The organism is Cupriavidus sp. 10L43_2, from assembly GCF_056395265.1.
This window is the reverse complement of record NZ_JBFTJE010000013.1, coordinates 1-14354: the sequence shown is the minus strand read 5'-3', so window position 1 is coordinate 14354 and position 14354 is coordinate 1. Positions and strand designations below refer to the sequence as shown.

Below are 14354 nucleotides of genomic sequence, written 5' to 3'. Positions count from 1 at the left end.
AGACAAGTGCGGCGGCGCCCGGTTCCTCCGCGGCGCCGCCCGCCATGTTACTGCTTTGTAAAGCGGATCACCGAAGCTTCGAAACCGTTCGATTGCAGGCGGTCGCGCGCCCGGTTCATGTCCTCGATACGGTTGAACGGCCCCAGACGAACGCGGTACATCTTCACGCCGTTGACATCGCGCTCCGTGACCTTGGCTTCGAAGCCCTGCATGGCCAGATTGGCCTTCTGGCGGTCCGCGTCGTCCTGCGAGCGGAAGGCGCCCACCTGGAGCAGGTAACCCACCTTGTTGGCGTCAGCCTGGGCGATCTCGGCGATCGGGTCGGCTACCGGCTTCTCGGCCGGGCGCGTGGCGGGTTTTTCGGCCGGACGCGAGGCATCGGCCGGCTTGGCGGCGCTGGCCGCGCCGTTGGCGGGCTGGTCAGCCGGGCGGGTGGTCGCCACCGGCGGCTGCGCCGGGGTAGCCGGCTGCCCGTCGGGCTGGCCCACCGGCTTGGCCGGCGTCTTGCTCCACAGCGGCCGGTTCGGGTCGCTCGGGCCCTCGGCCTGCTGCTGCGGTTGCGTCGGCGCCGGCAGCGGCGTGGCCACGTTGCCGGGCTCGCTCGGGCGCTGCTGGGCATTGCCGTTGGCGCCCTTCTGCTGGAACGGCGCGGGCGACTTGGTGATATACAGGGCCACCACCACGGCGATGGCCAGGCCGACGATCAGCCCGAGCACCAGGCCCAGGAACGTACCACCGCGCTGCATCCGGACATGGGTACGGGTTGGGCGCGCGGCGCGCTTGCGTTGCTGTTGCATGAAGTCCTCTTCGGTGTTGCCGGGGATTATAGGGCCTGTCCCGGCAGGCACGATTGAGACCACTCTGAAAAGTGGCCCAAGAATCCGTCACAGGGGCATTGCGGCTCAGTTGGCGGCGGGCTCGCGGTCCATCCGTTGCGGCGCCGAGACGCCAATCACGGCCAGGCCGTTCTTGAGCACCTGGCGCGTGGCCGCCAGCAGCGCCAGCCGGGCGCGCTTGACCGCCTCGTCGTCCACCAGCACGCGGTCCGCGTTGTAGAAGGCGTGGAAGTCGCCGGCCAGGTCGCGCAGGTAGAACGCCACCGCATGGGGCGCCAGCTCGCCGGCGGCTGCCGCCAGCATGTCCGGGAACTCGGCCAGACGGCGGCCCAGGGCCATGGCCTGGGCGCTCACGTCCGCGGCGGTCACGGCGGCCAGGTCGGCCCCGGCCAGTTCCGGCAGGCGGGCTTCCCAGCCGGCGCCGCCCCAGGCCTCGAAGATCGAGCAGATCCGGGCGTGGGCGTACTGCACGTAATACACCGGGTTTTCGTCGTTCTGCTTCAGGGCGAGGTCCACATCGAACACGAATTCGGTGTCGGCCTTGCGGGACAGCAGGAAGAACCGCACGGCGTCGCGGCCGCGCGTGAAGTGGGCCGGCCAGTCCGCCACGCCGGCGTCCAGCAGGCCGCGGATGGTCTCGTCGCCGCCGTTGCTCCACTCGATCAGGTCGCGCACGGTCACGTACGAGCCGGCGCGCTTGGAGATCTTCACCTCCTCGCCGTTCTTCATCACCGTGACCATCTTGTGGAGCACGTAGTCGGGGTAGCCCTGGGGAATGCCCATGTCCAGCCCCTGCAGGCCGGCGCGCACGCGGGCGATGGTGCCGTGGTGGTCGCTGCCCTGCACGTTGATGACCTTGGCGAAGCCGCGCTCCCACTTGGTGGTGTGGTACGCCACATCCGGCACGAAGTACGTGTAGGTGCCGTCCGTCTTCTTCATGACGCGGTCCTTGTCATCGCCGTCGTCGGTGGTACGCAGCCACAGCGCGCCTTCGCTCTCGTAGGTCTTGCCCTTGGCCACCAGCGACTGCACGGCGCCTTCCACGCGGCCATCGCTGTACAGCGACGACTCCAGGTAGTAGCGGTCGAACTTCACGCCGAAGGCCTGGAGGTCGATGTCCTGCTCGTTACGCAGGTAGGTCACCGCGAACTTGCGGATCGAGTCGATATCGTCGATGTTGCCCGAGGCGGTCACCGGCTCGCCGTCGCTGGCAGCCACCGTCTTGCCGGCCAGGAAGTCGGCGGCGATATCGGCGATGTAGTCGCCGTTGTAGGCGGACTCGGGCCAGCCGGCCTCGCCCGGCTTCAGGCCGCGCGCGCGGGCCTGGACCGAGATGGCCAGCGTCTGGATCTGCACGCCGGCGTCGTTGTAATAGAACTCGCGGTGCACCGCCCAGCCGTTCCAGGCCAGCAGGTTGGCCAGCGCGTCGCCCAGGGCGGCCTGGCGGCCGTGGCCGACGTGGAGCGGCCCGGTCGGGTTGGCGGAGACGAACTCCACCAGCACCTGGCCATGCTCGCCGGCCGGCCGGGCGCCGAATCGATCACCTTCGGCCAGCACGGCGCGCAGCACGTCGGCGCGGGCGGCGGGGGTCAGGCGCAGGTTGATGAAGCCGGGGCCGGCAATCTCGGCCTGGGCGACGATCGCCGTGGCACGGGGGTCGGCCTGCACGGCGGCGACGATCTTCTGGGCCAGTTCGCGCGGATTGCTCTTGAGCGCCTTGGCCACCTGCATGGCGATATTGCACGCCAGGTCGCCGTGGGCGGCCACCTTGGGGCGCTCGAAGGTGACGGCGGGCAGGGCGGCGTCGGCCGGGGCGAGCGCGCGCACGGCGTCAGTGAACGCGGCGGCAAGATTGGAGGTCTGAACAGGCAGCATGGATGTCTTTGCCCTGAAGGCGCTAAAGAGAGCGATGAACGGTCCGGAGGCGTTGCGGCAAGTGCGCCGCGCGTCGCGTGACCGGCACCGGAAATCGGGAAACGCGGAATTTTATCAGGTGCTATGCTGACATCATGCGACCGTGCCGCGCGGCTTGTGCGGAACTTCGTCACTCGTGAAAGGAAACATCATGCTGATCACCTTCAAATCCCACGCGGCGCAGGACCTGATCATGATGAAGGATCTTGCCCTCACGCTGCTTGGCATCATCGGCAAGCACATGGGCGAGCGCGGGGTGATCACGTCCGAGGAACTCCCGCGCGCCATCAAGAAACTCGAGGCCGCCGTGCAGGATGCGAAGAAGGTGCACCCCGCCGATACCTCTGTCCACTCCGACGCCCGCGACGAGGACGAGGAAGAACCCCTCCACCTGGGCCAGCGCGCCTACCCGTTCCTGGACATGCTGCGCGCGTCCGAGCGGGAAGGCGCCAACGTGATGTGGGGCGTCTGACGGCCGCGGGCCGTAGTCGACAAGAAACAGGCAAAAAACAGGCAAAAAAATGCCCGGCCACCATCGAGGTGCCGGGCGTCCCGGATCAGGGATATATCCGGAAAGGGGGTTTTGCTGCAGGGGTAAAACGGTACAGGCCCGGCGTGCCGGGCCAGGATATTCGGTTACTCGTCGCTGCGGCGTCCCGCCAGCAGCAACCCGATACAGGCGCCGATCAGCGCGGCAATCCCCACCGCCTTCAGCGGGCTTTCGGCCACGCGCGCACGGCCGTGATCCACGGCTTCATCCATGTGTTCCCGGGCCCAGTGCATGCCATCGGTCCCCCGGGCGCGAATCCGTTCCGCCATCTCGTTGGCCCGCATGCGAAGGCGGCGGCCGGCCGCCAGGCCCTCTTCCGACCCCTCGTGCGTGAGCACGTCGATGGTCTGCTGGAGCTGGGCGATCAGGGCCTTGACCTCGCCCGAAACCGGTACGGCGGCGTCACGCGCCGCGTCGCGGGTATCCCGGGCGGCATGTTTCAGCTGGCGCACGGCAGCATCGGCGCTGTCATGCAAGTGATTGATTTCCTTCCGGACTTTGGGGTTCTGCGTGAGCATAGGGACTCCTCATTGCGGTTCGGGGTACTGAGCACCGCGCCCGCCGGCCGATCCGGCGTGGGCGCGTGCCGCGTGCGTGCCCCTTACCTTCTGCGGATCAGGCCCATCACGAAGGTGACAAGCGCCACGACCAGGAAGATGAAGAACAGGATCTTGGCAATTTCGACGGCACCGGCGGCAATGCCACCAAAGCCGAAGATCGCCGCGATCAGCGCGACAACGAAGAAAACGAGTGCGTAATGCAGCATGGCCAGTCTCCCGAGGTTAGCGGGCGCACCCCGGTTGCTGCGGTGCGCCCGGCTTGCGCCACGGTGCGCAAGCTCATAGCCTCATCGTAGGGTCATGCCCCGGCGCCAGACACCGACCCCCGACCGATTCCCGTGTCAGCCAAGTCCTACAATGCACACCGCGCCGCACCGGGTGCGCCACTCGGGGGCCGTCTGTACGATTGACCCTGCCATGTCGATGTGATTCCATGGCCGCACGTGCGCCCGCGCGTCCGCCCAAACCGGTATTTCCTGGTATTCGTGATGGCCAAGCACTCCCTACTTCTCAGAAATACCCTGCTGCTCGCCGGCGGCATCGTGCTGACTCTGGCCGTCCTGATTGCCTCGGAGACGGGCAACCTGCGCCTGCGCGAGGGCTATACCGAGGCCATCCGCTCCCAGCAGCTGCAAAGCGACCTGGGCGCGCTGATGGGCGAACTCGTCAATGCCGAGGCGGGCCAGCGCGGCTTCCTGCTGACCGGCCAGGACAGCTACCTGGAGCCGTACTACAAGGCGCTGCCGCAGATCAACGCCCTGATGGCGCGCATCCGCCAGCACTACGCCAACGACGCCGAGGGCCTGCGCCAGTTTGGCGAGGCGTCCCAGTTCGTCACGCGCAAGCTCAACGAGATGGCCCTGACGCTGGTCTACGGCAAGCGCGATGTGGACGTGGCGATGGACCTGATCCGCACCGATTTCGGCCGCCAGACCATGGAAGCCGCCCGGCGCGGGCTGGAGCAGCTGCAGGTGCGCGAGTCCGGCACCGTCACGCACAACCTGGAGGCCGCCGAGCATGACCTCCAGCTCTCGCGCTACGGCATCGGGCTGCTGACGGCGATCAACATCCTGCTGCTGGTGACGGTCGGGCTCGGCCATTCGCGCCGGATGTCGATGGCCGAGGCGGCCCGTATCCAGCTGGAAGAAGAAAGCGCCCGGCTCGACCGCAAGGTGCGCGCGCGCACGCGGCAGCTTTCCGCGCTGGCGGCCCACTTGCAGCGCGTGACCGAGGACGAGAAGACCCGGCTGGCGCGCGAACTCCACGACGAACTGGGCGCCATCCTGACGGCAATCAAGCTCGACCTGCACTGGGTGCGCATGCGCGTGCAGGAGACCCACCCCGAGGCCCGCGACAAGCTGACCCGCGTGATGCTGCACGTGGACCAGGGCATCCAGATCAAGCGCCAGCTGATCGAGGACCTGCGCCCCACCGTGCTGCTGAACCTGGGCCTGCGCGAGGCCATCATCCAGTCCGTGGAAGACGGCGGCGCGCGCAACCAGTGGGAAACCGACGTGGAGCTACCCGATTCCCTGCCGCCGCTGCGCGACAGCGCGGCCATCGCGCTATACCGGATCGTGCAGGAATCGCTGACCAACGCCAGCAAGTACGCCGAGGCGCGCCACGTGTCCGTGGCGCTGGCCTGCACCGACGACCATCTCACCATGACCATCCGCGACGATGGCAAGGGGCTGCCGCCAGACTTCGACGCCGGCAGCACGGCCGGCCACCATGGCCTGCTGGGGATGGAGCAGCGCGTGCTGGCGCTGGGCGGGACGATGCAGATCGATTCCGCGCCGGGCCAGGGCGTGAGCGTGCGCGTCGAGGTGCCGCTCACCACATCGGTGCTGGCGCCGCCGGAGGAAGCAGAGAAGGAAGCCGAGCTGTAGGCCGTCAGGCCGAAGTCGCGCCGCGGCCGTCAGGCCGAGGTGGCGTATTCCTCGATCACGCGGAACACCTGCTCCAGTTCCAGCGACTTGTCGAAGAAATAGTCGGCCCCGGCCTCCGTGCACTGGCGGCGGTACATCGAGACCTGCGCATGATTGGTGTAGACGATGCGGATGCCGGAGAGCCCGGCGCGCTGCATCTCGCGCAGCACGTTGATGCCGTTGCCCTGCTTGAGCTGCAGGTCGACGATCACCACGTCATAGTGTCCGCTCGCGGCCAGCCGGATGGCCATGGCCTCGGTATCGGCCCAGTCCACGGATTCGACGAACGGGAAAGCCGTCAGGTATTCCAGCAGCATGCCCCGCAGGACCGCGGAATCCTCGATCAGGAGGACACGCAGCGATCGGGTCGAGGAGGCCGTGGCTTGCTCCGGCATGGTGCGATAGGGGGCGGGGAAAAAGGTCTGTTTGCTGACTGGGGACGACGGGACGCTACTCCACCAGGCCATTCTTGATGGCGTAGTACGTCAGGTCGGCGTTGGTCTTCATGCCCATTTTTTCCAAAATGCGCGAGCGATAGGTACTCACGGTCTTCACGCTCAGGAACAGCTCGTCGGCGATGACCGAGACCGACTGCCCGCGCGACAGCTTGCAGAAGATCTGGAACTCGCGCTCGGAGAGGGTCTGGTGCACCGGTTGCTCGGTCGGCTTGTCCAACCCGCCGATCAGCAGGTCGGCCACGGTCGGGCTGACGTAGCGGCGGCCCTGGGCCACCGTGCGGATCGCCTTGACGAGGTCGTCCGGCGCCGATTCCTTGGTCAGGTAGCCCGACGCGCCGGCACGGATCAGGTTGATCGCGTACTGGTCTTCCGGATAGGTGGACAGGATCAGCACCGGCAGGTTGGGCAGGCGCTGCCGGATCAATTTGAGTACGTCGATGCCGTTCCGGTCCGGCATGGATATGTCGAGTACGAGGACATCGAACTCGCTGTCGCGCAACTGCGCCATCACTTCGTCGCCGCTGGCGGCTTCGCCCGTCACCTTGATGTCGGGTTCCTCTGAAATGAACTGGCGCAGACCGGCGCGAACGATCTCATGATCGTCGGCGATCAAGACGCGGATCATCGGTGTCTCCCACGGTGAGGGGCCGGCCGGGCTGAAGAAACACGGCCCGCGCCGGTTTCTGCATTGTAGTGCCGGCGCCGCAGCAAATATGTCAGTGTCAGGCTGACATGATGCGCCACGGCACAAGCGTGCTGCACTGCGCCAAATCGGGCGCCCGGCACACAAGTACGTCAAGGCGCCAGAACGCCAGAACGGGCGCCGAAGCGCCCGTTCTGGTCATGCATCCCGCGTCCTGCGCCCCGGCCTGGGGGTGAGGCGGCCTGGAGGGTACCGCCCCGGCCCCGGCCGGACACCGAGCGCTGGGATAGCGATCGACTACTGGATCTTGGTACCGGCGTCCGCCCCCGCCCCGGCATTGGCGCCGAGCGGCGTCACGCCGTCTTTCGACTCGCCCTTCTTGCTCTTGGCCTTGGCGTGGCTGCCCTGCTTGCTCTTCGACTTGGTCTCGGCCTTGGTGCCAGCCTCGGCACCGGCATGGGCGCCGAGGTCCGCCTTGCTGTCGGCGGCCGTCGGCGCGCTCGTCGTGGCGGCGCCACCTTGCGTGCTCAGGCCGCCCGATGCGTTGGCGCCCGCGCTCACACCTGGCGCGTTCACCGAGGCGCCCAGTCCGTTTTGCGCACCGGCGGTGACGCCGGTACCTTGGGCCATCGCCACGGAGGAAGCGGCAGCAATCGACAGGGCGGACAGGGAGATCAGCAGCTTGTTCATGGAAGAGACTCCTATTCTGGAATGCTCCGCGACGAAACATTCGTCGCGGCATTCACGCGGTGTCACGTGAACTGAGGCTCAGTCTAAGGAGTCTTTCCGGCGCGGTCTGTGAGGACTTGTAATGCCCTGTAAGCAGTGGTGAGGCCCGTTACAGGTTCGGCGCGAGCGCGCGTGCCAGCGTGGCGCGGTCTTCGCCACGGCGCGCCACCATGTCGTCGAGCTGGTCCTGGCCGATCTTGCCCACGCTGAAGTACGTGGCGTCCGGATGCGCGAGATAGAAGCCGCTCACCGAGGCCGCCGGCGTCATCGCCAGCGATTCGGTGATGCCCATGCCGATCTCGGCGGCATCGAGGAACTCGAACATCGCGCCCTTGACCGTGTGCTCCGGGCAGGCCGGATAGCCGGGCGCCGGGCGGACACCGGGATACGACTCGGCGATCAGCTCGTCGTTGCTCAGCGTCTCGCCGGCGTTGTAGCCCCACAGGTCCGTCCGCACGCGCGCGTGCAGGCATTCGGCGAAGGCTTCGGCCAGGCGGTCGGCCAGCGACTTGAACATGATCGCGCTGTAGTCGTCGTGGTCGGCCTCGAACTGGGCCTCCTTCTTGTCCACGCCAATGCCGGCCGTGACCGCGAACAGGCCGATGTAGTCGGCCACGCCGCTGTCCTTCGGGGCGATGAAGTCCGCCAGGCAGCGGTTGGGGCGGCGCACGCCGTCCACCACCGGGCGCTCGCTCTGCTGGCGCAGGTTGTGCCAGGTCAGGGCGACCTTGGTGCGGGTCTCGTCGGTGTAGATCTCGATGTCGTCGTCGTTGACCGTGTTGGCCGGCAGCAGCGCCATCACGCCGTTGGCGGTCAGCCAGCGGCCCTGGATCAGGCGGGCCAGCATGCTCTTGCCGTCCGAGAACACGCGGCGGGCRGACTCGCCSACGATCTCGTCRTTGAGGATGTCCGGGAATTTGCCGGCSAGGTCCCAGGTCTGGAAGAACGGACCCCAGTCGATGTAGTTCGCCAGTTCGGCGAGGTCGTAGTTGCGGAACACGCGACGGCCGATGAACTTCGGCTTCGGCGCGACGTAGCCGCTCCAGTCCACCGGCGTCTTGTTGGCGCGTGCCTGGGCCAGCGTCACCATCGGCGTGGCCTTCTTGCCGGCGTGCTGGGTGCGGATGCGGTCGTAGTCGACGCGCAGGTCATCCAGGTATTTCTTGGCGCCTTCGTCCGACAGCAGGCTGGAGGCCACGCTGACCGAGCGCGAGGCATCGGGCACGTAGACCACCGGGCCTTCGTAGTGCGGGGCGATCTTGACCGCCGTGTGCACGCGCGAGGTGGTGGCGCCGCCAATCAGCAGCGGAATCTTCTTGATGCGGAAGTAGTCGTCACGCTGCATCTCGGACGCCACATAGGCCATTTCCTCGAGCGACGGGGTGATCAGGCCGGACAGCCCGACGATGTCGGCGCCCTCGACCTTGGCCCGCGCCAGGATCTCGTTGCAGGGCACCATCACGCCCATGTTCACGACTTCGAAGTTGTTGCACTGAAGCACCACCGACACGATGTTCTTGCCGATGTCATGCACATCGCCCTTCACCGTGGCGATGACGATCTTGCCGCGCGCGCGCACGTCGCCGCCGGCCTCGGCCACCAGGCGCTTCTCTTCCTCGATGAACGGCAGCAGGTGCGCCACGGCCTGTTTCATCACCCGCGCGCTCTTGACCACCTGCGGCAGGAACATCTTGCCGGCGCCGAACAGGTCGCCGACCACGTTCATGCCGTCCATCAGCGGCCCTTCGATCACCTCGATGGGGCGACCGCCGCGCGCGAAGATCTCCTGGCGCGCCTCCTCGGTGTCCTCGACGATGAAGTTGGTGATGCCGTGCACCAGCGCGTGCGCCAGCCGCGCGGCCACCGTCACCGGCTGCTCGGGCGTGCCGCGCCAGGCCAGGTTCTCTTCCCGCTTGGCGCCGCCGCCCTTGAAGCGGTCGGCGATTTCCAGCAGGCGGTCGGTGGCGTCGTCGCGGCGGTTCAGCACCACGTCTTCCACGCGCTCGCGCAGTTCCGGGTCGAGCTGGTCGTACACGCCGAGCTGGCCGGCGTTGACGATGCCCATGTCCATGCCCGCCCCGATGGCGTGGTACAGGAACACGGTGTGGATGGCCTCGCGCACCAGGTCGTTGCCGCGGAACGAGAACGAGACGTTCGAGACGCCGCCGCTCACCTTCGCGTACGGCAGGTTCTGCTTGATCCAGCGCGTGGCCTCGATGAAGTCCACCGCGTAGTTGTTGTGCTCCTCGATGCCCGTGGCCACCGCGAAGATGTTCGGGTCGAAGATGATGTCCTCGGGCGGGAAGCCCAGCTCGTTCACCAGCAGGTCGTAGCTGCGCTTGCAGATCTCGGTCTTGCGCGCGAAGGTGTCGGCCTGGCCCTTCTCGTCGAACGCCATCACCACGCTGGCGGCGCCGTAGCGGCGGATCAGCCCGGCGTGGTGGCGGAACTGCCCCTCGCCCTCCTTGAGCGAGATCGAGTTCACCACCGCCTTGCCCTGCACGCATTGCAGGCCGGCCTCGATCACCTCCCACTTGGACGAGTCGATCATGATCGGCACCCGCGCGATGTCCGGCTCGGAGGCAATCAGATTCATGAAGCGCACCATCGCCGCCTTCGAATCCAGCATGGCCTCGTCCATGTTGATGTCGATGATCTGCGCGCCGTTCTCCACCTGCTGGCGGGCCACGGCCAGCGCCTCGTCGAACTGGCCGTTCAGGATCATGCGCGCGAACGCCTTGGAGCCGGTGACGTTGGTACGCTCGCCCACGTTGACGAACAGCGTGTCGTCGTCGATGGTGAACGGCTCCAGGCCGGAGAGGCGCATCGGACGCGGGGGCAGGTTTTGCTGGCTCATGGGAAGGCTATGTGTCTTGTGTGGGGCGGGCGATGGATCAGGCTGCCGTGGTGGCAGTTGCGGTGTCGTCGCGGTACTGGCCGGGCCAGGCGCGCGGCGCCTTGTTGGCCACGCGCGCGGCGATGGCGGCGATGTGCTCGGGCGTGGTGCCGCAGCAGCCGCCCACCAGGTTCACCAGTCCGGACGCGGCGAATTCCTCCACCAGCGACGAGGTGACCTCGGGCGTTTCATCGAAGCCGGTGTCGCTCATCGGGTTGGGCAGGCCAGCGTTCGGGTAGCAGGACACCGCGGCATCGCACACCTTGGCCAGTTCGGCGATGTACGGGCGCATCAGCGTGGCGCCCAGCGCGCAGTTCAGGCCGAAGGTGATCGGCCGGGCGTGGCGCAGGCTGTTCCAGAACGCCTCGACGGTCTGGCCGGACAGGATGCGCCCCGAGGCGTCGGTCACGGTGCCGGAGATCATCACGGGCACGCGCTCGCCGGTGTCCTCGAACAACTGGTCGATGGCGAACAGCGCGGCCTTGGCGTTCAGCGTGTCGAAGATCGTCTCGACCAGGAACACGTCGGCGCCGCCCTCGAGCAGCGCCTTGCCCTGCTCGTAGTAGGAATGGCGCAGTTCCTCGAACGTGACGTTGCGCGCGCCGGGGTCGTTCACGTCCGGGCTGATGCTGGCGGTCTTCGGCGTGGGGCCGAAGGCGCCGGCCACGAAGCGCGGCTTCTCCGGCGTGCTGAACTTGTCGCAGGCGGCGCGCGCCAGGCGGGCGGCCTCGACGTTCATCTCGTAGGCCAGATCGGCCATCTTGTAGTCTTCCTGCGCCACGCGCGTGGCCCCGAACGTGTTGGTCTCGATCAGGTCCGCGCCGGCGGCGAGGTATTGCTCGTGGATCTCGCTGATGACGTCCGGGCGCGTCAGCAGCAGCAGCTCGTTGTTGCCCTTCACGTCGATGCGATGGTCCACGAAGCGCGCGCCGCGGTAGTCGGCCTCGCCAAGCTTGTAGCGCTGGATCATGGTGCCCATGGCGCCGTCCAGGATCAGGATGCGGTCGCGCAGCAACCGGGGCAGGTTGGCGGCCCGCGTGTACGGACGGACAGGTGTGGGAGTGGCGCTCATGACGGGGCTGGGGGCGGAAGACTGCCGAATTTTGGGTAAGAGCGGGATTTTATCAGGGTGATCAAGGCATTGCGGGCAGAAAGGACATCGGAAACCCCGCTAATCCGCGCCGCACCCGGGTTGTCAGTGCCGGGCGTGGCGGCCTACACTGGGAGACGTAATCGCCACCGCACATGTTCCCAACCCGCCCCAACCGGCCATCCGCATGCAACACCTGAGTCCCGCCGACGCCCGCGCCCTGCTCGACAACGCCCCCGATGCGCTGTTCATCGACTGCCGCAGCGAGATGGAATACCTGTTCGTCGGCCATCCGCAGGGCGCCCACAACGTGCCCTGGAACGACGGGCCGGACTGGGAGGTGAACCCGCATTTCGTCCAGGCGGTGAAGAAACTGGCCGGCCATGCCTCGGCCCGCCCGGTGCTGCTGATCTGCCGCAGCGGCAACCGCTCCACGGCGGCGGCGCGTGCGCTGGAAGGCGCTGGCTTCACCACGGTGTACAACGTCCTGCACGGCTTCGAGGGCGACCTGGACCCGCAGCGGCATCGCAATACCCTGAATGGCTGGCGCCACGACGGGCTGCCGTGGGAACAGTACTGACAACGCCGCTGACCCGCCCCCACCATGAAAAACGCCCGCTTGCGCGGGCGTCGTCGTATCGCGGTGTGGCAGACGGTGCCGGGATCAGTGCATGACCAGCGGGTTGTTCATCACCGTATCGAACTTGCCGAGGAATTCATCCACCTCTTCCACGGATGGCTCGCTCTCGATCAGACGCGTCACGTCGGCGCGGAAGGTCTCGGCCATATGGCCACCGAGGAAAATTTCGCGTTTCAGGTTCTTGTCGACGATTTCGTAGCCGCCCGAGGCAAGGGGCGCATGCTCGACATCTGCTCCAAACTCGACAATGCAGTAATTGTCGCTGTTGTAGATCATTTGCATTGCGCTACCTCCTGGCGTCATGGTTGGCGACAATCCCGCGGATTATTGCGGTTTCCGGCGTAAACCGGCGTGAATGCCGCGATTTCACCTCCAAGCTGAGGGTAGTCGTCCGTAATTCAAGTTCTGCTGCCGGACGAAACCTTGCGTGCAATTGCTGCCCTCCTAGGTTGGGCATCGGCGCCGCACGCAAGTTTCTTGAGCGCCGAGCAGTTCTGTATTCCAAAATCTTTCAGCTTCTTACTACGGCACGTCGCATTGACCGCCACATGCCGCATTGCCGAGGAACGCATCGAACACCGCGAAAAAGCGTTCCGGCTGTTCCAGGAACGGCAAGTGCGCGGCCTCGGGCAATACCTCGAGCTTCGCACCGTGGATCTTGCTGGCAATGGATTGCGCCATCGAAACGGGCGCACCCTCGTCGTTTTCGCCCACGATCACCAACGTGGGGCAATGAATCCGGCCGATGGCCTCCGAGAGGTCGAAGGCCACGATGGCTTGCGCCACCCCGACGTAGCCTTCCACCGGCGTCCCCAGGAGCATCCTGCGGATCCTCTCGACCGGCTCCGGATGCGCTTCCCGGAATCCGGCCGTCAACCACCGCGCCAGCGTGGCGTTGACCATGCCCGCCATGCCATGGGCCTCGGCCTGGCCGATGCGGTTGGCCCACATCGGGTGCGCCGTCATCGGCGTATGGTCGTGCGTGTCGACCAGCGTCAGCGACAGCAGCCGCTCCGCATGCCGCACGCCGAGCGTCTGCCCGATCATGCCGCCCACCGACACCCCGCAGAAATGCGCCTGCGGTATCTCGAGGGCGTCCATCAGCGCGGCCACGTCATCGGCCAGTCGCGCCATCGTATAAGACCCGATCGGGGCATCGCTGCCGCCATGGCCGCGCAGGTCGTACCTCAGTATGCGATAACGGGGCGCCAGATGCTGCACCGTGTCGTCCCAGAGCGACAGATTCGCCCCCAACGCGTGCGCCAACACCACCCACGGGCCGTCCGAACCATCGATGCGGACTTGCAGGTCCACGTCGCCAGTGCGTATGCGTCGGGGGGTCGTGTCAGCCATATGTCGGTCTCCGGGGTGTCACAGCACGAATCATTCTCATCGTCCCTCAGTACTACGATAGACGAGATCAATCTGTGTGCCATCGGGTTCCGTCTGACGGAGGCGCGCCGGCAGCCATTTCAGCGCCGGCGCCAGCCACACTTCCACGCGCCGTTTATCGCCCGGATGCCGTGGCAGGCGCACGAAGTGCTTCGTCGTGACCATGCCGTGCACGCCGATCTCGATGGTCTCCTCGCCCACGTATTGCACCTGCATCGGCTCCACCTCGCGGGTATCGGCCACATTGAAGGTGTCCGTCACGCCCGGCGCGGCATAGCGCTGGGGGTCGGCGGCGACCCATCCGACCAGTTGCAGGAACACGCTGAAGCGGTCCTGGAAGTTCTGCGGCATCGGCACCTGGCCGCCACGCGTTTCAAACACGATTTGCCCGGCGGCCGGGTCGAAGCGCGCCACTTCCTTCTTGCTGCGGCGGGCTTCCTCGTAGCGCAGCGGGGTCAGCCCGCCCGGCCCCATCTGGCCGGCGCTCTGGAACACGAAGCGGAACCACAGCACGCGCGTCTCCACCACCAGCCGGTAGTGGCCGCCGTCCTGCTCCCAGCGGATCAGGCCGTCCGGGTTCTGCACGCCGTTGACGTAGCTCGAGTAATGCATGGTGGCCGAGGGCGGYGGGCTGTACTGGGGCGATGCCGGCGCGGGCGGGGCCGGGGGGGCCGGCGCGGCGGTGGCGGTGGCGCCGGCTGGCGCGGCACCCTCCCGG

The 14354-nt window shown here is 66.9% G+C and carries 15 protein-coding genes; 3 read left to right on the top strand and 12 right to left on the bottom strand.

Annotated elements, in window-relative coordinates; translation table 11 throughout:
- Positions 1-47: 47 nt before the first annotated feature.
- The gene (locus AC1DEL_RS18110) at positions 48-797 is read right to left on the bottom strand and encodes an SPOR domain-containing protein (RefSeq protein ID WP_092291315.1); all 750 of its coding nucleotides are present in this window, start codon (positions 795-797) and stop codon (positions 48-50) included.
- A 105-nt stretch (positions 798-902) separates the two neighbouring features.
- The gene (gene argS, locus AC1DEL_RS18105; RefSeq protein ID WP_477125848.1) at positions 903-2711 is read right to left on the bottom strand and encodes an arginine--tRNA ligase; all 1809 of its coding nucleotides are present in this window, start codon (positions 2709-2711) and stop codon (positions 903-905) included.
- Between the two features lie 190 nt (positions 2712-2901).
- Here argS and AC1DEL_RS18100 point away from each other — a divergent pair, with 190 nt between their 5' ends.
- Complete coding sequence (locus tag AC1DEL_RS18100; RefSeq protein WP_092291311.1) at positions 2902-3222, top strand: DUF1840 domain-containing protein; 321 nt, start codon at positions 2902-2904, stop codon at positions 3220-3222.
- A gap of 164 nt (positions 3223-3386) precedes the next feature.
- Here the strand turns inward: AC1DEL_RS18100 and AC1DEL_RS18095 are convergent, their stop codons facing one another.
- Both AC1DEL_RS18095 and AC1DEL_RS18090 read right to left on the bottom strand, forming a co-directional pair.
- Entirely contained in the window at positions 3387-3818 is a 432-nt protein-coding gene (locus AC1DEL_RS18095; protein WP_092291309.1) for an ElaB/YgaM/YqjD family protein, read from the bottom strand.
- A gap of 83 nt (positions 3819-3901) precedes the next feature.
- Positions 3902-4066, bottom strand: coding sequence for a DUF1328 domain-containing protein (locus AC1DEL_RS18090; RefSeq protein WP_092291307.1), 165 nt, complete (start codon positions 4064-4066; stop codon positions 3902-3904).
- Between the two features lie 282 nt (positions 4067-4348).
- Here AC1DEL_RS18090 and AC1DEL_RS18085 point away from each other — a divergent pair, with 282 nt between their 5' ends.
- Positions 4349-5749 carry a CHASE3 domain-containing protein gene (locus tag AC1DEL_RS18085; protein WP_092292089.1) on the top strand — a complete coding sequence of 467 codons (1401 nt, stop codon included), beginning with the start codon at positions 4349-4351 and terminating at the stop codon, positions 5747-5749.
- 29 nt (positions 5750-5778) lie between these two features.
- On the opposite strand, the gene AC1DEL_RS18080 is transcribed toward AC1DEL_RS18085, so the two are convergent.
- The 5 genes from AC1DEL_RS18080 to AC1DEL_RS18060 form a co-directional block, all read right to left on the bottom strand.
- Complete coding sequence (locus AC1DEL_RS18080) at positions 5779-6183, bottom strand: response regulator (RefSeq protein ID WP_092291305.1); 405 nt, start codon at positions 6181-6183, stop codon at positions 5779-5781.
- Between the two features lie 55 nt (positions 6184-6238).
- Positions 6239-6871: a response regulator gene (locus tag AC1DEL_RS18075; RefSeq protein ID WP_061956399.1), complete on the bottom strand. Its 633-nt coding sequence runs from the start codon at positions 6869-6871 to the stop codon at positions 6239-6241.
- 315 nt (positions 6872-7186) lie between these two features.
- Entirely contained in the window at positions 7187-7579 is a 393-nt protein-coding gene (locus tag AC1DEL_RS18070) for a hypothetical protein (RefSeq protein ID WP_092291303.1), read from the bottom strand.
- Positions 7580-7727: 148 nt separating this feature from the next.
- Entirely contained in the window at positions 7728-10475 is a 2748-nt protein-coding gene (gene metH, locus AC1DEL_RS18065) for a methionine synthase (protein ID WP_477125847.1), read from the bottom strand.
- Between the two features lie 37 nt (positions 10476-10512).
- On the bottom strand, positions 10513-11586 hold the full coding sequence (locus tag AC1DEL_RS18060; protein WP_092291299.1) for a homocysteine S-methyltransferase family protein: 1074 nt from the start codon (positions 11584-11586) through the stop codon (positions 10513-10515).
- A 205-nt stretch (positions 11587-11791) separates the two neighbouring features.
- Here AC1DEL_RS18060 and AC1DEL_RS18055 point away from each other — a divergent pair, with 205 nt between their 5' ends.
- Positions 11792-12184: a rhodanese-like domain-containing protein gene (locus AC1DEL_RS18055; protein WP_092291297.1), complete on the top strand. Its 393-nt coding sequence runs from the start codon at positions 11792-11794 to the stop codon at positions 12182-12184.
- 84 nt (positions 12185-12268) lie between these two features.
- Here the strand turns inward: AC1DEL_RS18055 and AC1DEL_RS18050 are convergent, their stop codons facing one another.
- The 3 genes from AC1DEL_RS18050 to AC1DEL_RS18040 all read right to left on the bottom strand — a co-directional run.
- Positions 12269-12526, bottom strand: a complete 258-nt coding sequence (locus AC1DEL_RS18050; RefSeq protein WP_092291295.1) for a BTH_I0359 family protein — start codon at positions 12524-12526, stop codon at positions 12269-12271.
- A gap of 240 nt (positions 12527-12766) precedes the next feature.
- Complete coding sequence (gene pcaD, locus AC1DEL_RS18045; protein WP_092291293.1) at positions 12767-13597, bottom strand: 3-oxoadipate enol-lactonase; 831 nt, start codon at positions 13595-13597, stop codon at positions 12767-12769.
- Between the two features lie 36 nt (positions 13598-13633).
- A partial coding sequence (locus AC1DEL_RS18040; RefSeq protein ID WP_477159142.1) for a DUF3108 domain-containing protein occupies positions 13634-14354 on the bottom strand: 721 nt, incomplete at its 5' end.